The 18,223-nt window shown below is 66.4% G+C and carries 14 protein-coding genes; 8 read left to right on the top strand and 6 right to left on the bottom strand.

The window, feature by feature from the left end:
- Positions 1–8 precede the first annotated feature (8 nt).
- The 7 genes from ntrB to AC1DNE_RS28470 all read left to right on the top strand — a co-directional run bounded on the left by ntrB (position 9) and on the right by AC1DNE_RS28470 (position 8,780).
- Entirely contained in the window at positions 9–917 is a 909-nt protein-coding gene (gene ntrB / locus AC1DNE_RS28500) for a nitrate ABC transporter permease (RefSeq protein WP_441472575.1), read from the top strand.
- Positions 918–927: 10 nt separating this feature from the next.
- On the top strand, positions 928–1,719 hold the full coding sequence (locus tag AC1DNE_RS28495; protein ID WP_441472574.1) for an ABC transporter ATP-binding protein: 792 nt from the start codon (positions 928–930) through the stop codon (positions 1,717–1,719).
- Between the two features lie 138 nt (positions 1,720–1,857).
- Entirely contained in the window at positions 1,858–3,567 is a 1,710-nt protein-coding gene (locus AC1DNE_RS28490; protein WP_476841329.1) for a NirA family protein, read from the top strand.
- The gene (locus AC1DNE_RS28485) at positions 3,486–5,066 is read left to right on the top strand and encodes a sulfite reductase subunit alpha (protein WP_476841337.1); all 1,581 of its coding nucleotides are present in this window, start codon (positions 3,486–3,488) and stop codon (positions 5,064–5,066) included. Before AC1DNE_RS28490 ends, AC1DNE_RS28485 begins: the two co-directional genes overlap by 82 nt.
- 186 nt (positions 5,067–5,252) lie before the next feature.
- Positions 5,253–5,927 (top strand): response regulator transcription factor, encoded by a 675-nt coding sequence (locus AC1DNE_RS28480; RefSeq protein WP_476767272.1) that lies wholly within the window; start codon positions 5,253–5,255, stop codon positions 5,925–5,927.
- Positions 5,924–7,288: a sensor histidine kinase gene (locus AC1DNE_RS28475; protein WP_476767271.1), complete on the top strand. Its 1,365-nt coding sequence runs from the start codon at positions 5,924–5,926 to the stop codon at positions 7,286–7,288. Before AC1DNE_RS28480 ends, AC1DNE_RS28475 begins: the two co-directional genes overlap by 4 nt.
- Before the next feature lie 112 nt (positions 7,289–7,400).
- Complete coding sequence (locus AC1DNE_RS28470; protein ID WP_476767270.1) at positions 7,401–8,780, top strand: patatin-like phospholipase family protein; 1,380 nt, start codon at positions 7,401–7,403, stop codon at positions 8,778–8,780.
- 136 nt (positions 8,781–8,916) lie between these two features.
- Here AC1DNE_RS28470 and AC1DNE_RS28465 read toward each other — a convergent pair whose 3' ends face one another.
- From AC1DNE_RS28465 to AC1DNE_RS28445, 5 genes are all read right to left on the bottom strand, one after another.
- Positions 8,917–10,398 (bottom strand): M81 family metallopeptidase, encoded by a 1,482-nt coding sequence (locus AC1DNE_RS28465; RefSeq protein ID WP_476767269.1) that lies wholly within the window; start codon positions 10,396–10,398, stop codon positions 8,917–8,919.
- 45 nt (positions 10,399–10,443) lie between these two features.
- On the bottom strand, positions 10,444–11,289 hold the full coding sequence (locus AC1DNE_RS28460; protein ID WP_476767268.1) for an ABC transporter permease: 846 nt from the start codon (positions 11,287–11,289) through the stop codon (positions 10,444–10,446).
- A complete protein-coding gene (locus AC1DNE_RS28455; protein ID WP_441472567.1) occupies positions 11,286–12,218 on the bottom strand; it encodes an ABC transporter permease in 933 nt (310 codons plus the stop codon). Before AC1DNE_RS28455 ends, AC1DNE_RS28460 begins: the two co-directional genes overlap by 4 nt.
- Positions 12,219–12,347: 129 nt before the next feature.
- Complete coding sequence (locus AC1DNE_RS28450) at positions 12,348–13,916, bottom strand: ABC transporter substrate-binding protein (protein ID WP_441472566.1); 1,569 nt, start codon at positions 13,914–13,916, stop codon at positions 12,348–12,350.
- 46 nt (positions 13,917–13,962) lie between these two features.
- Positions 13,963–14,841 carry a MurR/RpiR family transcriptional regulator gene (locus AC1DNE_RS28445; protein ID WP_441472565.1) on the bottom strand — a complete coding sequence of 293 codons (879 nt, stop codon included), beginning with the start codon at positions 14,839–14,841 and terminating at the stop codon, positions 13,963–13,965.
- A 140-nt stretch (positions 14,842–14,981) separates the two neighbouring features.
- Here AC1DNE_RS28445 and AC1DNE_RS28440 point away from each other — a divergent pair, with 140 nt between their 5' ends.
- On the top strand, positions 14,982–16,265 hold the full coding sequence (locus AC1DNE_RS28440; protein ID WP_441472564.1) for an NAD(P)/FAD-dependent oxidoreductase: 1,284 nt from the start codon (positions 14,982–14,984) through the stop codon (positions 16,263–16,265).
- Positions 16,266–16,550: 285 nt separating this feature from the next.
- Here AC1DNE_RS28440 and pgm read toward each other — a convergent pair whose 3' ends face one another.
- On the bottom strand, positions 16,551–18,203 hold the full coding sequence (pgm, locus tag AC1DNE_RS28435; protein ID WP_476841328.1) for a phosphoglucomutase (alpha-D-glucose-1,6-bisphosphate-dependent): 1,653 nt from the start codon (positions 18,201–18,203) through the stop codon (positions 16,551–16,553).
- Positions 18,204–18,223: the final 20 nt, after the last annotated feature.

Raw genomic sequence — 18,223 nt, 5'->3', positions numbered from 1 at the left:
ACTGGAACATGGGTCAGCCTGTCTTGAAAGGCACGATCGCGGGCGCGACGGTCGTCCCGCTCTCGGGCAAGCCGTCCGCAGTCCTGCCCTTGCCGGCCGGGCGTGCGAAGCCCTTCGTGGGAAAGCTCGCTCCCATCGCGAAAAGCGTCCTCATCAACCTGCTGCCGCCGCTGATCACGGTCGCGCTGATCCTGCTGTTCTGGCAGATCGCGGCTTCCGGACCTCAATCCTCCTTGCCGCCACCGACCAGGATCTGGGACGAGGCGAAGGACCTGATCGTCGAGCCGTTCTACTGGACGGGCTCGCAGGATATCGGGCTGGGCTGGCGCATCCTCGTCTCGCTGCAGCGCGTCGCCATCGGCTTCAGCCTGGCAGCCGTCGTCGGCGTGCTGCTCGGTGCGCTCGTCGGCCAATCCATCTGGGCGATGCGCGGGCTAGACCCGGTCTTCCAGGTGCTGCGCACGGTGCCGCCGCTCGCCTGGCTGCCGCTGTCGCTCGCCGCCTTCCGAGACAGCCAGCCCTCGGCGATCTTCGTGATCTTCATCACGGCGATCTGGCCGGTCATCATCAACACGGCCGTCGGCATCCGCAACATCCCGCAGGACTACCGCAACGTCGCCAAGGTGCTGCGGCTGAACCAGATCGAGTTCTTCTACAAGATCATGGTGCCCTCGGCCGCGCCCTACATCTTCACGGGCCTGAGGATCGGCGTCGGCCTGTCCTGGCTCGCCATCGTCGCGGCGGAGATGCTGACCGGCGGCGTCGGCATCGGCTTCTTCATCTGGGATGCGTGGAACTCCTCGCGCCTCTCCGACATCATCGTGGCGCTGGTCTATATCGGCGTGGTCGGCTTCCTGCTCGACCGCCTCGTCGCTTTCGTCGGCCATGTCGTCACCCGCGGCACCGCGACCAACTGAGGGCGGAACGATGAGCTATCTGAAGATCGACCACGTCGACAAACGCTTCCAGCGCGGCGCCGCCACCACGGAAGTGCTCAAGGACGTCAGCCTCGTCATCGACAAGGGCGAGTTCGTCTCGATCATCGGCCATTCCGGCTGCGGCAAGTCGACCCTGCTCAACATCATCGCAGGGCTGACGCCTGCGACGACCGGCGGCATCCTGTTGGAAGGCAGGGAGGTCAACGCGCCCGGCCCGGACCGCGCCGTGGTCTTCCAGAACCACTCGCTGCTGCCCTGGCTCACCGTCTACGACAACGTCGCGCTCGCCGTGAACAAGATCTTCGGCGGCAGAAAGAGCAAGGCCGAGCGGCATGGCTGGATCATGCACAATCTCGACCTCGTCCAGATAGCCCATGCCAGGGACAAGCGCCCCGGCGAGATCTCCGGCGGCATGAAGCAGCGGGTCGGCATCGCCCGCGGCCTCGCGATGGAGCCGAAGATCCTGCTGCTCGACGAACCGTTCGGCGCGCTCGACGCGTTGACCCGCGCGCATCTGCAGGACTCGGTGATGCAGATCCACGCCGCGCTCGGCAACACCATGATCATGATCACCCACGACGTCGACGAGGCCGTGCTGCTCTCCGACCGGATCGTGATGCTGACCAACGGCCCCTCTGCCCGCATCGGCGAGGTGCTGGACGTGTGCTTCGCGCGCCCGCGCAAGCGGCTCGAACTGGTCTCCGACCGCACCTACATCGCCGCGCGCGAGGCGGTGCTGAAGTTCCTCTACGAGCGCCATCGCTTCGTCGAGGCGGCGTGACCCGAACACCGCCCCTAGCCCTCATCCTGAGGAGGCCGTGCAAGCGACCGTCTCGAAGGATGGTCCAGAGGGCGCTGGAGCATCCTTCGAGRCGCGCCTGCGGCGCTCCTCAGGATGAGGCTGAGGAAGAAAAGTATCATGAGCGACGATTTCACCCCTGATCAGAAGCGCTACCTCGAAGGCTTCGTGAGCGGCATGCAGTCGGCTCGCACCGCGCGCGGCCTTGGTCCGCTCGGCGGTGCGCCGGGCGCGGCCAAGGCCGCACCGTCCGGGCCCGACAAGGAGCATGCCGAGGCGCAGGCGCGGACGGTTGCCGCCGGCGGCAAGCTCGTCGATCAGGAGAAGTGGAAAGCCGCCGAGCACCCCTTCGACGCCTATGCCCGCTTCAAGGAACAGGCCCAGGCCGGCATCTATCCCAAGCCGGAGGACAATTTCCGCTGGCGCTATCACGGCCTGTTCTACGTGGCGCCCGCGCAGAACAGCTATATGTGCCGGCTGCGCATTCCAAACGGCATCCTCAGGGCCTGGCAGTTCGCGGGTGTCGCCGACATCGCCGAGAGCTTCGGCGGCGGCTACAGCCACGTCACCACCCGGGCCAATCTCCAGATACGCGAGATCGCCGCCGAGCATGCGCCCCTTCTGCTCGAAGGCCTCGCCGATCTCGGCCTCACCGCGAAGGGCTCGGGCGCCGACAACATCCGCAACGTCACGGGATCGGCGACCGCCGGTATCGATCCGCTCGAACTCATCGACACCCGCCCGCATGCCCGCGCCTGGCATCATCACATCCTGAACGACCGCTCGCTCTACGGGCTACCGCGCAAGTTCAACGTCGCCTTCGACGGCGCCGGCTCCGTCGCGACGCTCGAGGACACCAACGACATCGGCTTCCAGGCTATCGAGGTCGCGGAAGGCGCCACCTTCGAGGGGCAGCCGGTTGAGCCCGGGATCTGGTATCGCCTCGCACTCGGCGGCATCACCGGCCATAGGGACCTTGCCCGCGACACCGGCGTGATCGTCACCCCGTCCGACGCGATTGCGGTCGCCGATGCGATCGTGCGCGTCTTCATCGCCAACGGGGACCGCACCGACCGCAACAGGTCGCGGCTCAAATACGTGCTCGACGCCTGGGGTTTCGACAAGTTCCTCGCCGCCGTCGAGGAGAAGCTCGGCCGCGGGCTGATCCGGCTCGACAACGCCTTCGTCAAGCCGCGCCCGGTCTATGACCGGCTCGCCCATATCGGCGTCCACGGCCAAGCACAGCCCGGCCTGAACTGGATCGGCGTGGCGCTGCCGGTCGGCAAGCTCACGGCCCAGCAGATGCGCGTCATCGCCTCGATCGCCCAGAGCTGCGGCGACGGCGATATCCGCCTCACCGTCTGGCAGAACCTGCTGATCTCCGGCGTGCCCGACGCGAAGATCGAGGACGTGCTGGCCAATCTGCAGGCCGTCGGCCTCTCCGCCGAGACCTCGATCCTGCGCGCGGGGCTGATCGCCTGCACCGGCGCGACCGGCTGCAAATTCGCCGGCGCCCATACCAAGGAGGACGCGCTTGCCATCGCCGCCCATTGCGAGCCGCGCATCACGCTCGACACACCGGTCAACATCCACCTGACCGGCTGTCACAACTCCTGCGCCCAGCACTATATCGGCGATCTCGGGCTGATCGGCGCCAAGGTCCCGATCAATGACGATGGCGACACCGTTCCCGGCTACCACGTCTTTGTCGGCGGCGGCTTCGGCGTCGAAGGCGGCATCGGCCGCGAATTCCGGACCAATGTGAAGGCGGAGGACGCACCGGCCCTGGTCGAGGCGATCCTGCGCGCCAGGAGCAGCGCTCCTGGCTGAACGGCTTCTTCGCCGGGCTGCTCTCGCTCGACAATGCCGGCGTAACCGCACTCTCGCCGGCCGAGAACGCCGCCGTCATGGCCGAGGCCGAGGACGGGGCGCCCTGGCACGATCCGTCGCTGGAGATGGCCGAGCGCATGCAGCTGGCCGAAGGCAAGCCCCTGCCCCGCCGGCTCTACGCCGCCATGGCGCAGCAGGATTGCGGGCAATGCGGCTATGTCTGCGAAACCTATTCCGCCGCCATCGCCTCACGAGCGGAGGGGCGGCTCAATCTCTGCGCGCCCGGCGGCAAGGAGACGCTGCGCCAGATCAAGACCCTGATGGAGGAGCCCGGCGCTTCCGCCGCGGGCACTCCCACCGAGACCGCTCCGGCTGCGGAACCGGGGCCAAAGGGGCGCTGCCGTGAGAACCCCGCGCTCGCGACCTTTCTCTCGCGCCGCAAGCTCAATGGCCAGGGCTCCGAAAAGGAGACCTGGCACGTCGAATTCGACCTCTCCGAATCCGGCCTCGACTATGTCGTCGGCGACGCCTTCGGCATCGTCGCACAGAACGACCCGCGCCTCGTCGATGCCGTGATCGCGCTGCTGGGCGCGCGACCGGATGCAGAGATCGGCGGCAAGTCCCTGCGGGACAAGCTCGTGGCCGATTGCGCGCTCGGCCCGGCGCCTGACGCATTGTTTCAGCTCATCTCCTACGTCACGGGGGGCGAAGCCCGCGCCAAGGCCAGACGCCTTGCCGCCGGTGAAGACCCCGATGGAGACCTCGACCGGCTCGACGTACTCGGAACGCTGCACAAGTTCTCGCAGGCGCGGCTCTCGGCCGAGGCCTTCGTCGAGGCGCTCGATCCGCTCCAACCGCGGCTCTACTCGATCTCCTCGTCGCACAACGCCACGCCCGGCCGCATCACGCTGACCGTCGATACTGTCCGTTACAAGGTCGGCACCCGGCCGCGCTGGGGCGTCGCCTCGACCTTCCTCGGCGAACGGGTCCAGCCCGGCGACAAGGTGCCGGTCTATGTCCAGCGCGCCCATGGCTTCGGCCTGCCGGCCGATCCGGCAACGCCAGTGATCATGTGCGGCCCGGGCACGGGCGTCGCACCCTTCCGCGCCTTCCTGCACGACCGGCTGGCGACGAAGGCGCCGGGCCGGAACTGGCTGTTCTTCGGCCACCAGCGCCGCGCTTGCGATTTCTTCTACGAAGACGAGCTGCAGGCGATGAAGGATTCGGGCTTCCTCACCAATCTGACGCTGGCCTGGTCCCGCGATGGCGAGAAAGTCTATGTGCAGGACCGCATGCGCGAGCGCGGCAGCGAGCTCTGGGCCTGGCTCGAACAAGGCGCACATTTCTACGTCTGCGGCGATGCCAAGCGGATGGCCAAGGATGTCGAGCGCGCTCTGGTCGATGTCGTCGCCGAACATGGCGCTCGTTCCAGCGAGGAAGCCATCTCCTATGTCGCCTCTTTGCGGAAGGCGGGGCGCTACCAGGCCGACGTCTACTAGGGATCGCCGGTTCGCAAGCGGTCCGGAGACACCTTGCCCGGCAATGCTGCGGCAAGCGTGGGGGGCGATACCGGCCAAAGCCCCGCCCCGCCCAAAGCCCCCATCATGCTGCAGCCGTCAGCGCCTTCCACCGCCCGCAAGCCGAACGTGGGTACCTCGCTCATGCGCGGCCACTGAGTACCCGGCATGCGCATTCTTCTGGTCGAAGACGAACCGGAGATGGCCAGCGCATTGCGCACGGCGCTCGGGCAACGCGACATGGTCGTCGACCATGTCACCACGCTGGCCGAAGGCGAGGAAGCGATCGCGGCCGGCGTTCATGGCGCGGTGCTGCTCGATCGCAATCTGCCGGATGGTGACGGGCTCGATCTGCTTCCCCGCATACGCGCCCGGAAGCTGCTCGCTCCCGTCATCGTGCTGACCGCCCGTGGCGACATCGAAGAGCGGGTCGAGGGGCTCGATACGGGCGCCGACGACTACCTTGCCAAGCCTTTCGTGATCGATGAGCTCCTCGCGCGGCTGCGCGCCGTGCTGCGCCGATCGGCGGAGCTGGCACCGGACCTCCTGCGCATCGGCCGCTTCGAATTCGACTGGCGCAATCGCAGCGCGAGCGTGGATGGGCAGGCCCTCGATCTGCCGCGGCGAGAGCTGCTGGTGCTGGAGAGCCTGCTGCGCCGTCATGGCCGCGCCGTCCAGCGCACGACATTGGAAGAAGCGGTCTACGGCTTCGACGACGAAATCCAGTCGAACGCGCTCGACATGCATGTCTCTCGCCTGCGCCGGAGGTTGAGCCATGCCGGGGCGGAGCTCGAAATTCACGGAATCAGGGGTATCGGCTATCTGCTGAAGCAGGCGGCATGACCTTCCAGGCACCGCGTGCCCATTCGCTGAAGTGGCGGCTGGTGCGCCGGCTGCTCGCGCTGCAAGCTGCGCTGCTCTCGCTGCTGGTCGTGTCGATCATCGCCGCGCTCTATCTCGGTGGCCATCTCCTCAACTTCGAATCCGAAGACATTACGATCGACGCACTGAAGGACGCAGTGTCGCGCGACGCCACTGGCAGCCTCGCGATCCGCGAGACGCCGGAACTGATCAAGCTGCGCGCCGAGGTGCCCGACCTCTGGTACATCGTGCGAGACCGGCAGGGGCGCCAGCTCGTCGAGGGATCTCCGCCGTCTCATTTCGCGCACATCGGCGATGCGCTGGATGAGATCGGCAATGCTCGCCTGGGTTGGAACCTGGGGGACCCGCCGCGCGCGAACGCCCAGATGCGCTGGGTCGGGAGCGCAGCTGGCGACATCCAGGTCGTGACCGGTCCGGGGGGCGAGGCGCCGCTCCGCTGGCTGATCCAGGGTATTCTCGTCGTCTTCGCGAGCTTCGTGTTGCCCACGCTGGTCGTCATGGCCCTGGCGACCTTGATCGCAACGCCCATGGTGGTCAGTCGGGCACTAGGCGGGCTTGGAACCGTTGCTGCGGAGGCGGAGCGGATCGACATCGACCGCCAAGGCACCCGCCTGCCGACGGTGCTGACGCCGACTGAAGTCACGCCGCTCGTCGATGCGGTCAATCGTGCCCTGCAGCGGCTGGACGAGGGGCATTCCCGGCGAAAACGCTTCCTCGCCGACGCAGCTCACGAGCTGCGGACGCCGATCGCGATCCTGCAGACCCGGCTGGAGACGTTGCCGGGCTCGGCCCAGCGCGGCCGGCTGCTTGAGGATATCGCCCGGCTCGCCGTGATGGCCGAGCAGTTGCTCGACCTGCAGCGGTTGGAACGCGCTCCCAACGCCTTCGTCAGGCTGGACCTCGTCGCGATCGGCCGGCGCGTCGCCAGCGATCTTGCGCCACTCGCCATCAACGCCGGCTACGCGCTCGCCTTCGATACCGAGGCCGAGCAGGTTGACGTCATCGGAGACGCTGCGGGGCTCGAGCGGGCGCTCGTCAATTTGGTGCAGAACGCCATTCAGCATGGCGGCCGGCGCGGCACGATCACCATCTCGGTCGGAAGCGAGCGAATCGTCGATGTGATCGATGAAGGCCCCGGGATCGCGGCCGAACAGCGCGAGCGGGTGTTCGAGCCCTTCTCCCGCATCGTCCACCAGGATCGGGGGGCCGGCCTGGGGCTTCATCTCGTGCGGGAAATTGTCCGGCTGCACGGCGGCGCAATCGCAATTCTGGATCGAGCGCACGGAGCCTGCTTTCGCCTGAGCTTGCCGATGCCGAGCTGAACGCCTCGGGTTCATGGCGGGCATAATGCTGAGATAATCGACCGAAGCGACATCTCCCGCGGCCTGCGCGTCCCAACAAGAGAAGACGGCGGGCGGTGGAGATAGCGCCCGCATGGTTCTCAAGCCGACAAGCCAGCCGACTGCCGGCTGCTGGAAGAAGGCACTGAAGGTTCTGGGAATGGCGGCACTGTCCGTCGGCATGGCAGCTTGCGCCAGCCCCTCAAATCCTCCCTCGAACCTGCCCTTGACGGAGATCGCGGCGTCGGCGGGCCCACGCTCATCGCCCGCGCGTTCAGGGACCACTGCAGTCCTGCTGGCTCTGTCAGGCGGAGGGGCTCGTTCTGCCGCCTTCGGATACGGCGTTCTGTCGGCGCTTGCCGATCAACGGGCCCCCGAGGAAACGGGCCGGACGCTCGCGGACGATATTGCGGTGGTCGCCGGCGTTTCAGGCGGTGGCATGCTGGCGGCCTATGTCGCCTTACATGGCCCGTCGGGTATACCGGCCTTCAGGCGCGATTACCTCGATCAGGATCCCGAAGCGTCGCTGCGGACCGCCTTCACGCCGGACAATCTGCTGCGCGGCTATCGCGGCGGCGTCAATGACCTCACCGGCCTCGGCGCCTGGCTCGATGCTCATCTCTATCATGGCGCAACCTTCGGCGACCTCGAGCGCATGGGAGGGCCGCGCCTCCTGCTGCACGCGACGGACCTCTATAATCGTGCGCCCTTCTCCTTCGATCGCGAGAGTTTCCGCACGATCTGCAGCGACTACGCCACCTTTCCCCTATCCCATGCCGTCGCAGCCTCGGCAGCCGTGCCGGTCTTGTTTGCGCCGGTTGTCCTGGAAAACTTCAACGCAGCCTGTCCGCTCGTTCCAGGCGTCCCTGTGGCGCCGGCTGCGAGCTCCACGGTCGTGTCCCATCTTCGGGAAACGCAGGCTCGTTACGCGACGGCTACCGACCTGCGCTACCTGAAGCTGCTCGATGGTGGACTCGTCGACAATCTGGCCACCCAAAACCTCATGAGGTCGATGCGCGGACCGGCGCCGGCGCCACTCCCGGAGGCGACAGCGCGGGAGGTGAGGCGCATCGTCGTGATCGTAGCCGACGCCTCGCTGCGCGTCGGCGGCGACATGTCGACATCGACGGACGGCCCGGGAGCGCTGGACACCATCACGGCCTCGATCGATGCGATGATCGACAATTCAAGCCGGGCCAGTCTCGACGGGCTGGAGGAGGAGACCAGGCGCTGGCGGAAACGCCTGGTCCGCTGGCGCTGCGATGTCATGCAAACGCGGGATTGCGACAAGCTCGAGATCAAGTTCGTGAGGCTGTCCTTGGCAGACATACGCGCGCCCGAGACGAGAGCCCGCATTCTCGAGCTCCGCTACAAGCTCTCGCTCAAGGCCGACGAGGTCGATTTCCTCTCCGGCCTCGGCCACCGCCTTCTCGTCGCCGGCCTCCGGAACGGTCGGATCATCGCCGCGCGGTGATCCAGATCGCGGAACTCATCCAAATCGAGTGCCAAGCTGCCGGTGTCCCTACAGCTTGAGACGGGCCGCTGCTCGCGCAGAACGCATGGCCCACTCGGATCGACAGCGGAACGACGGCTCCCGACGCAGGCGCCGACTATGCGTCGAGCGGGAAGATCGGGCGCCGCACGCGGCGATAGGGCAGCTTGGTGAGATCGGGTGTGCAGAGCGCGCCGCTGTCGCAGACGATGACCTTGCCTGCAATCGGCTCGAAGGCGGCACGGAAATGCTGCATCGACTTCAGCGCCACCACCCGCTTGGCGGCGGGATCGATGCCGAAGGCACGGAACTGCTGGAGGTCGTTCATCTGGGCGCGGATCGTGGTGACGAGGATCTCGATATTACCGACACGCAGCACGGCGCACGGCCCCCAGCTCGCATGCAAGCCGCCCATCATCGGGCCGTCTCCGACATAGGCACCGTCGCTGACGCTGACGAGCGTGCCGGTGAGCGCAAGCGGCCCCCCGCCGATCTCAGGGTCGACCTTGCCGCCGAGCCGGACGGAGACTGTCGAGCCCGGCCTGGACCGGTGCAGCTCGGCCGCAGCCTCAGGGTCGACGATCGGTCCAAAGCAGGCATCCTTCAGATCGGCGGCGATCATGCCCTTCAGCAGCTCGGTCGCATCGCCATAGCCTCCGCCCCCGGGATTGTCGGCATAGTCCGCGATGATGAGGGGGCCGGAGGTCGCGACATAGCCGGCCGCCTCCGCCACCGCTTCCTCCACCGAGAGGAACGGCGTGACCTTGTCGAAGCGGCGCTGCCACATGTCGTCGACGAGCGCTTCGGCGAAGGCACGGTGGCACTCGTGATCGCCCTGGCAGGTGACGAGGACGGTCGGGCCTACCTCCTGGATATCGGCATTTCCGAAGCCGCCGTTGACGCTGACCGCGAAGACATCGGCCTCCTGCTCATAGGCCTTGGCCTTGGCGATGCGCTCGACCATCGGGCCGATATCGGTGCGTCCGCCATTGACCTCTTCCAGCATCGGCCGCTCGGCGCGCAGCGTCACCGGCCTGATCTCCCCGGCCATCGTGCGCTGCATGATGCCGGCCGCCAGCCGCCCGGTCTCGCGGACATCGACATGCGGGTAGGTCTTGTAGGAAACGACGATGTCAGCCAGCTCGGTCATCTTGCGGGTGACGTTGGCGTGAGGATCGAGCGTGATGCCGATCGGCACCTTCGGGCCCAGCACGGCGCGCAGGCGCTCCAGCAGCTCGCCTTCGCCGTCCTCGCAGAACTCCGTCACCATCGCCCCGTGCAGGCCGAGCAGTACGCCATCGATCGCCCCGCCATGGGCCTTGGCCGTATCGACGATGACACCGGCGATGTGATCGTAGGCGTCTCGCGTCACCGGCCCCGATGGCTGGGCGGCGGCGCTGATCGCGTGGATGACACGCCATCCGGCCGGCCGGCCGATATCGAGGAAGCCCGCGATAGGCGTGTTGGCCTCGCCACGTTCGGCGATGGCCGCCTCTCCATTGCGGATACCGCGGTCCTGAAAGGCGGCACGGTCGGCCGGGCAGCGGCTGAAGGTATTGCTCTCATGCGAGAACTCGGCGGTCAGCACGGTGAAGGTCATGGCGTTCCTCGCGGTCTCTTTATGTTTCGCTTGAATGGCGGAGCGTCAGCCGTCGCGCAGCGGCCGGCGGATATCGAGCGCCTCGATCAGCGCGTCGCCGAACAGGTTGATGGCGATCACGGTCGTGGCGATGACGAGGCCGGGAAAGATGATGATCCAGGGCGCGATGAAGATCTGGGCGGTGCCGGAGCTCATCATCGCACCCCAGCTCGGGATCGGCGGCTGGGCCCCCAGCCCGAAGAACCCGAGCGTCGCTTCGAGCACGATCGCATCGCCCGTCGCCAGCATCCCGGCGACGATGACCGGCGTCATCGCGTTGGGCAGCAGGTGCAGGAAGAGAACGCGGGCGGGGCTCGCGCCGGCCGTCACCGCGGCATCGACGAAGAGCTCCCCCCTCAGCGCCATGACCTGCGCCCGTGTCAGCCGGGTGAACTGCGCGAGATAGGCGATGGCGATCGCGATCGCCGTTGAATGCAGGCCGGGGCCCAAGATGGCGATCAGGATCAGCGCCAGCAGGATCTCCGGGAATGACCAGGTCAGGTCGACGATGACGGTGACGGCCCGGTCGAACATGCCGCCGAAATAGCCGGCGGCAGCGCCGAGCGTCGCCCCCGCGATCACCGAAAGCGCGATGGACAGCACGCTGACGCTGAGCGAGGTGCGCGCGCCCTGGATGATGCGCGAGAGCAGGTCGCGCCCGAACTCGTCGGTGCCGAGCCAATGCGCGGCCGAGGGCGGCGTGTTCGCCATGGAGAGCTTCTGCGCCGCATAGTCGTAGGGCGCGATCCAGGGTGCGAAGATGGCGCAGAGCACGAGCGCGATCAGGAACAGGGCGCAGAGGGCGCCGCGCGGCGAGCGCGCAAGCCGGGACACGAGGGACGAACGGCTCATCTTGCACCCATCGCTTCGCGCAGACGCGGATCGAGCGCCGCCTGGGCGAGATCGCCGAGCAGCGTGCCGAGCATCACCGCAATGGCGAGCATCAGCAGGCAGCCCTGCACCAGCGGATAATCGCGCTGCCCGAGCGCCGTGATCAGCAGCGAGCCGAGACCCGGCCGGGCGAAGACGTATTCAACCGTGACGGCACCGCCGAGGATCCAGCCGATGCGCAGGCCGAGAATGGTCATCACCGGCAGCATCGCCTGCTGGAGCACATGCCGGAGCTGGATGCGCCAGAACGGCAGCCCCTTTGCCTGGAGCACGCGCACGAAGTCCCGGCCGGAGATCTCGACCATGGCGGCGCGGGTGACGCGGGCGATCAGCGCCGTGCCCCCGATACCGATGGTCAGCGCCGGCAGCACCAGCGCATCCCAGCTCCGGGCGCCCGAAACCGGGAACCATTCGAACTGCACGGCGAACATCAGGATCATCAGCAGCGCCAGCCAGAAGCTCGGCAGCGTCGAGCCCAGCAGGATGAAGCCCATAACCGCCCGGTCGAACAGGCTGTCGCGGAAGGAGGCGGCGAGCACGCCGGCCACGATCCCGACGGTCGTCGAGAAGAGGAGCGCCGTGCCGCCGAGCGCGAGGCTGTGCGGCATGTTCTCCGCGATCAGCTGCGAAACCGGCTGGCGCATCACGATGGCGTCGCCGAGATCGCCTGTCACGACCTTGGCGAGCCAGCGCCCGTACTGGACGAGCAGCGGCTGGTCGAGGCCGTAGCGGGCGATCATCTGAGCCCGCTGCTCGGGCGACGAGCCGACCTGGATCAGATGCTCCAGCGGGTCGCCCGGCACGAGATGGATGATCATGAAGATCACCAGCGAGACGGCGAGGAACACCGGCACCAGCATGGCGAGCCGCCGGATCGCGAAGCGCAGCAAGGGTCTCTCCCGTGTGCGGCCGTGGCCTAGAGCATCGGACCGAAAAGTGGGATCCACTTTTCGGTCCGATGCGGCAACAAAAGATAGATCGCCGTTATCGCGTCCTGTCGGACGCGCGGCGATCCAGGCTCAGTTCGCCGGCGCGATGTCGAGCATCGTCGGTCCGTAGAGCCCGGTCCCGCGGATCTTCTCGGGCATCGCGATGCGCTTGCCGTAGGCGAGGCTCTGTGCGGGCTGGTAGATCGGCGCGAACGCGTACTGCGACAGCACGTACTCATGGTACTTGGTGAAGTTCGCGACGCGCTCGTCCCAGGTCTTCGACTTGTTCATGGCGATGTCGTTCAGCCGCTCGGCTTCCGGATCGTTGAACATCGAGACGTTGGGATAGCCTGCCCGCTTCGCGGCGAAGAACCAGTCGACGATGTCGGCATTGGTCCACTGATAGGAGCGGATCGCGAGCTGGTGCTCGGTCTTCTTGCGATATTGCGCATTGATCGAGCCCGCATCGATGATGCTGATGTCGGCCTGCATGCCGACGGCCTTGAGCTGGGCCTGGACGATCTCGACGAGGCGCTTGAACTCGGTGCCGTTCTGGGTCCAGAGCTTCACCTCGAGGCGCTTGCCGTCCTTGACGCGGATGCCGTCGGGTCCCGCCTTCCAGCCGGCCTCGTCGAACAGCTTCTTCGCGCGCTCCGGATCGTAGGAGATCCTGTATTTCGGCTCGACCTGCGATTCCTTGAGCGAGGAGATCAGGAAGGTGTCCGCAGCCGCACCGTTGCCGCCATAAAGGCTGGTCAGGATCTCCTTCTGGTTGACCGCGAAGGCGGTTGCCTCACGCACCTTGATGTCGGTGAACGGCTCGACGCTGGTGTTGATCGGCATGTAGACCAGCTCGTTGCCGGGAATGGTAACGAGCTTAACGGCCTTGTCGGCCTGGATGCGCGGCAGGAAGTCGGTCGGAACGTTGACCAAGAGGTCGGCGCCGCCGGTCTTAAGCTCGAGATAGGCGGTCGATTCCTCCGCGATCTCGCGGAAGGTCAGCTTCTTGAACTTGGCCGGCCCTTTGTTGGCCGACAAATCCGACGCCCAGGCATAGTCGTCGTTGCGGACCAGCACGGTCTGCTGGCCGACGGTGAACTGCTGCATCTTGTAGGGGCCGGTGCCGACAGCTTCCGTTACGCCGAACTTGTCGCCGAGCGCCTGAAAGGCCTTGGGCTCGGGAATGCACATGAAGGAGCTGGCGAGATTGAACAGCAGGTTCGGGTCGGGATGCTTCATGTGGAAGCGCACCGTCAGGTCGTCGACCACCTCGACACGGTCGATCGCCTCGACGGTGAAGGCGTTCTCGGTACCCTTGAACTGCGGAACCCACCATTCGATGGTTTTGGCGTTGAACGGCTCGCCATTGTGGAACTTCACGCCGGGCTTCAGCTTGAAGGTCCACTGCATGCCGTCGGGGCTCGCTTCCCACGACGCCGCGAGCTGCCCATGGAAGCTCTGATCGGCATCCTGCACCACCAGCCGGTCGAAGATCAGCGTGGTGGCGGTATTGAGCTTGGTCGCCTTGATCGGATTGTAGGCCGGCGCGCCGACGAGGCGCGCGGTCATCACGAACGTCGCTTCCTGCGCCGGCGCGGCGGTCGCGCCAAGCGCGGCTAGCCCCAACGCCAGAAGGCTCCCCTTGATCATCGTCTTCATCCCGCTTCCCCTTTTGTTTCGAGATGTTGCGAAAGGCTTGTGTGGTTCAGCCCAGAGGGCCTGAGTTGTCGCCGACATGGCCGGTGAAGCGGCCATAGAGTTCAGCCATCCGGTTCAGCCGCTGCTCGACCTGCGGGCCGAGCTCGACGAAGACCGCGTTGATCAGCAGATTGCTCAGGCTCGCCATCTGGGCGGTCGAGTCCCAGAACAGGTTGAACTCGGTCGAGACGACCAGCATTTCGTCGACGAGGCCGCGGCCCCAGTCGCAGAAGGAATCGGTCACGAGCGTGGTCGGGATGCCGGCCGCCTTCGCTTGCTCTGCCAGCACCTTGGCCATGCGCGAATAGCGCCGCGCTTCGAAGATCACGAGATGACGCCCGGCATCGCCCGAGAGCAGCAGCTCCGAGAAATTGCCGGCGGCAAGATCGACGAGATGCACGCCGTCGCGCAGATACTGCAGCTGGTTGGCGAGGTACTGCGCCAGGCCCCGCTCGGTCTGAAAGCCGGTGACATAGACGGAGGGCGCCGTCGCCAGGCGCCGGGCAACCCGCTTCCACTCCTCACCCTGGGCGAGTTCATAGAGCCTGACGAGACCGGCGATCTCGAGTTGAAGGCTGCGCGCGAGCTGGTCGTCGCCCGCGAGGCTGCGCTGCTGGAAATCGCGCAGCCGGTCGCTGATCAGCCAGGGTCTGTCGCCGATCTCCTCGGCGAGGCTGCCCTTGAGGTCCTTGAGGCTCTTGTAGCCAAGCGTCCGGCAGAAGCGCCCGACGGTCGGTTCGCTGACCGAAACCTTCTCGGCCAGGCTGGCCGCCGTCTCGAAAGGCAGGCTCGGCATCTGCGCCAGCATGTAGCTCGCCAACGCCTTGTCGGCCTTGGAGCCGTGGGCGAGGCAAGCCTGCAATCTCTGGCGAAGGGTTTGAGACATCTGAGCTCCGGACGACGCCCCATCAAGAAATTTTTCTTTCACGACGTCAAATGATTTTTATTTTCTTGCAAAACCTTTCCGTTTGAGGCTCGTCTTCCCGGTGCCCGCTTCGGGTGGATGGAGACGGGCTTTCCCGCGCAATGACCACTGCAATACGAGACGCCGATGTGATCGTGCTCGGAGCCGGAATCGTCGGCGTCAGCGCGGCGCTGCATCTGCAGGAGCGCGGCCGCAAGGTTCTGCTGGTCGACCGCGGCGAGCCCGGCGGCGAGACCAGCCACGGCAATGCGGGACTGATCGAGCGATCTTCGGTCGTCCCCTATGCCTTTCCCCGTGATTTCGCGACGCTTGCCGCCTTCGCGTCGAACCGCTCGATCGCCGTGCGCTACCGCCCGGCCACGCTGCTGCAGATGGCGCCCTGGCTCGCTCGCTATTGGTGGAATTCGGCCCCCACGCGCCTGGACAAGCTGGGCCGGGCGATCCTGCCGCTGATCGAGCGCTGCATCGATGAACACAGCCATTGGACGAAGGCAGCCGGAACCGAAGCGCTGATGCGAAGCGGCGGCTGGATCGAGCTCTATCGCGACCGGCGCGGGTTCGAGCAAGCGACGAGGGCGGCTTCGGATCTGCAATCCTACGGCCTCGCCTATGACGTGCTCGATGACCACAGCCTGCACCACCGCGAGCCCGGACTGCTGCCGGACGCGATAGCCGGTGCCATTCACTGGCGCGACCCCGCGACGGTGACCGACCCCGGGGCAGTCACGCGCGCTTATGCGGCGCTCTTCGCAGCCCGCGGCGGCATCGTGGCAAAGGCCGACGCGCACGGCTTGAGGCACGAGCAGTCGGCGTGGCGCCTGCCGACCGAAGCGGGCAAATGGCAGGCATCAGAGGTCGTCGCCGCTTTGGGGCCTTGGTCAAAGGAGCTTTACGAGCGCTTCGGCTATCGCTTCCCGCTGGGCTTCAAGCGCGGCTATCACATGCACTACGAGATTGCGTCCCAGCTGGCTCCGCGGCACCCGCTTTGCGACGCTCGGGCCGGCTTCGTGCTGACGCAGATGCAGCGCGGCGTCAGGCTCACGACGGGGATCGAGCTGGCCGGGCGCGACCAGCCGTCCGATACCTGGCAACTCGACCGAGCCGAACAGATCGCACGAGGCATGATGCCGTTGGGGCGGCGTCTGGATGCCGAGCCGTGGCGCGGTTCGCGCCCCTGCCTGCCCGACATGCTTCCCGTGATCGGCCGTGCCCCCCGGCATACCGGCCTATGGTTCGCATTCGGCCATGCCCATCACGGCTTCACGCTTGGACCCGCGACCGGACGGCTGCTGGCGGAGGCCATGACAGGCGCCCCGACCTTCTGCGACATCGCGCCCTTTGCGGCCGAGCGCTTCCGGACGAAGGCTTTCGGCTCAGGCGAATGACCTGCCCGGCCGATCTACTCTATGACGGGCGCTCCTTCGACGAGCTGCAGGAACACCGCTGCGCAGGCGAGGTAGAAAATCCCGACATAGATCACGGATGCCCCTCCGAGCCATTATCGTTGGCAGAACCTGAATCGGTCCGGCCAGACTGCCATATCGGGGCAAAAATCGAATAAAATTCGCGGCCCTATCCCCAGCGATCGATGATGCGTCGCATCATGAGTCTCCTGCCGGCCGACGAGGCCGGCAGGAGACCAAACTGTAACGAATTGCGCCGAAGCCTCCTCAGGCTGCTCCGCCGATCGCCGCGCCGACGATGCGCCGTGCATCCTGCTGGATTGCCGCCAGATGCGCCTCGTCGCGGAAGCTCTCGGCGTAGATCTTGTAGACCTCTTCGGTGCCGGACGGGCGAGCGGCGAACCAGCCATCGGCAGCCGTCACTTTCACGCCGCCGATCGCGGCACCGTTGCCCGGCGCCTCGCTGAGAATGGCAGTGATGGGTTGGCCCGCAAGTTCCGTGATCGTGATCTGCTCGGCAGACAGGTTCTTGAGGATCGCCTTCTGCGCCGACGTCGCGGGGGCATCGACCCTCGCATAGCGGGGATTGCCCAGTTCGGCCGTCAGTTTTCCATAGAAGACGCTGGGATCGGCGCCCGTCTTCGCGGTGATCTCGGCCGCGAGCAGGCCCAGGATGATTCCGTCCTTGTCCGTCGTCCAGACCGTGCCGTCGCGGCGCAGGAAGGAGGCGCCGGCGCTCTCCTCGCCGGCAAAGCCGAACGCGCCCGAGAGGAGGCCGTCGACGAACCATTTGAAGCCGACGGGCACCTCGACCAGCCTGCGCCCGAGCTTGGCCGCGACGCGGTCGATGATGGCGCTCGACACGACGGTCTTGCCGATCGCGGCATCGCTGCGCCAGCCGGGCCGGTTGGCGAAGAGATAGGCGCTCGCCGTCGCGAGATAGTGGTTGGGATTCATCAGCCCGCCGCTGCGGGTGACGATGCCATGCCGGTCTGCATCCGTATCATTGGCGAAAGCGACATCGAACTTGTCGCGCATGCCGATCAGGCTCGCCATGGCGTAGGGCGAGGAGCAGTCCATCCGAATCTTGCCGTCCCAGTCCGCGGTCATGAAGCCGAAGGTCGGATCGACCTCCTTGCTGACGATGGTCGCCTTCAAACCGTAGCGGTCGATGATCGGCTGGTAGTAGTCGAGCCCGGCCCCGCCGAGCGGATCGATGCCGATCGAGACCCCGGCCCTGGCGATCGCCTCCATGTCGACGACATCGGCAAGATCGGCGACGTAGCCGCTGATGTAGTCGTGCCTGCGGACATGCTCGCTCTTCAACGCCCGCTCATAGGGGACACGGCTGATCCCGGCGAGCTTGTCTGCAATGAAGGCGTTGGCCTTCTTCTCGATCCAGCCGGTGGCGTCGGTGTCGGCCGGGCCGCCATGCGGCGGGTTGTACTTCAGGCCGCCATCCGCCGGGGGGTTGTGCGAGGGCGAAATGACAACGCCATCCGCTTTGCCGGAGCTGCGGCCGCGGTTGTAGGTCAGAATCGCGTGCGAAATCACCGGCGTCGGCGTGAAGCGGAGCGCCTCGTCGATCATCGTGGTCACGCCATTGGCGGCGAAGACCTCCAGCACGGTTTCGAAGGCGTTGCGCGAGAGCGCGTGGCTGTCGATGCCGAGGAAGAGTGGCCCGTCGATGCCCTGCTCACGGCGATAGAGGCAGATCGCCTGAGCGATGGCGAGAATATGGGCCTCATTGAAGGACAGCGAGAATGCGGAGCCGCGATGGCCCGAGGTGCCGAAGGCCACCTGCTGCGAGCGCTGCGACGGGTCCGGCCGCTCGAAATAGGCCTTCGTCAGCGCTCCCACATCGACGAGCATGGCAGGTTCGAGCCGTTTTCCCGCAAGAGGGCTGACATCATTGGACATGCTGCATCTCTGAAATCTGC

It is taken from the genome of Allobosea sp. 05L423 (genome assembly GCF_056397745.1).
Note: the sequence above shows the minus strand (reverse complement) of the source record. Positions and strands in the feature narration are given on the sequence as shown.

What these genes read in the sequence shown, in the direction of transcription:
- ntrB (WP_441472575.1), top strand. Translation starts at nt 9, where the DNA reads ATGGGTCAGCCTGTCTTGAAAGGCACGATCGCGGGCGCGACGGTCGTC.
- AC1DNE_RS28495 (WP_441472574.1), top strand. Translation starts at nt 928, where the DNA reads ATGAGCTATCTGAAGATCGACCACGTCGACAAACGCTTCCAGCGCGGC.
- AC1DNE_RS28490 (WP_476841329.1), top strand. Translation starts at nt 1,858, where the DNA reads ATGAGCGACGATTTCACCCCTGATCAGAAGCGCTACCTCGAAGGCTTC.
- AC1DNE_RS28480 (WP_476767272.1), top strand. Translation starts at nt 5,253, where the DNA reads ATGCGCATTCTTCTGGTCGAAGACGAACCGGAGATGGCCAGCGCATTG.
- AC1DNE_RS28475 (WP_476767271.1), top strand. Translation starts at nt 5,924, where the DNA reads ATGACCTTCCAGGCACCGCGTGCCCATTCGCTGAAGTGGCGGCTGGTG.
- AC1DNE_RS28470 (WP_476767270.1), top strand. Translation starts at nt 7,401, where the DNA reads ATGGTTCTCAAGCCGACAAGCCAGCCGACTGCCGGCTGCTGGAAGAAG.
- AC1DNE_RS28465 (WP_476767269.1), bottom strand. Translation starts at nt 10,398, where the DNA reads ATGACCTTCACCGTGCTGACCGCCGAGTTCTCGCATGAGAGCAATACC.
- AC1DNE_RS28460 (WP_476767268.1), bottom strand. Translation starts at nt 11,289, where the DNA reads ATGAGCCGTTCGTCCCTCGTGTCCCGGCTTGCGCGCTCGCCGCGCGGC.
- AC1DNE_RS28450 (WP_441472566.1), bottom strand. Translation starts at nt 13,916, where the DNA reads ATGAAGACGATGATCAAGGGGAGCCTTCTGGCGTTGGGGCTAGCCGCG.
- AC1DNE_RS28445 (WP_441472565.1), bottom strand. Translation starts at nt 14,841, where the DNA reads ATGTCTCAAACCCTTCGCCAGAGATTGCAGGCTTGCCTCGCCCACGGC.
- AC1DNE_RS28440 (WP_441472564.1), top strand. Translation starts at nt 14,982, where the DNA reads ATGACCACTGCAATACGAGACGCCGATGTGATCGTGCTCGGAGCCGGA.
- pgm (WP_476841328.1), bottom strand. Translation starts at nt 18,203, where the DNA reads ATGTCCAATGATGTCAGCCCTCTTGCGGGAAAACGGCTCGAACCTGCC.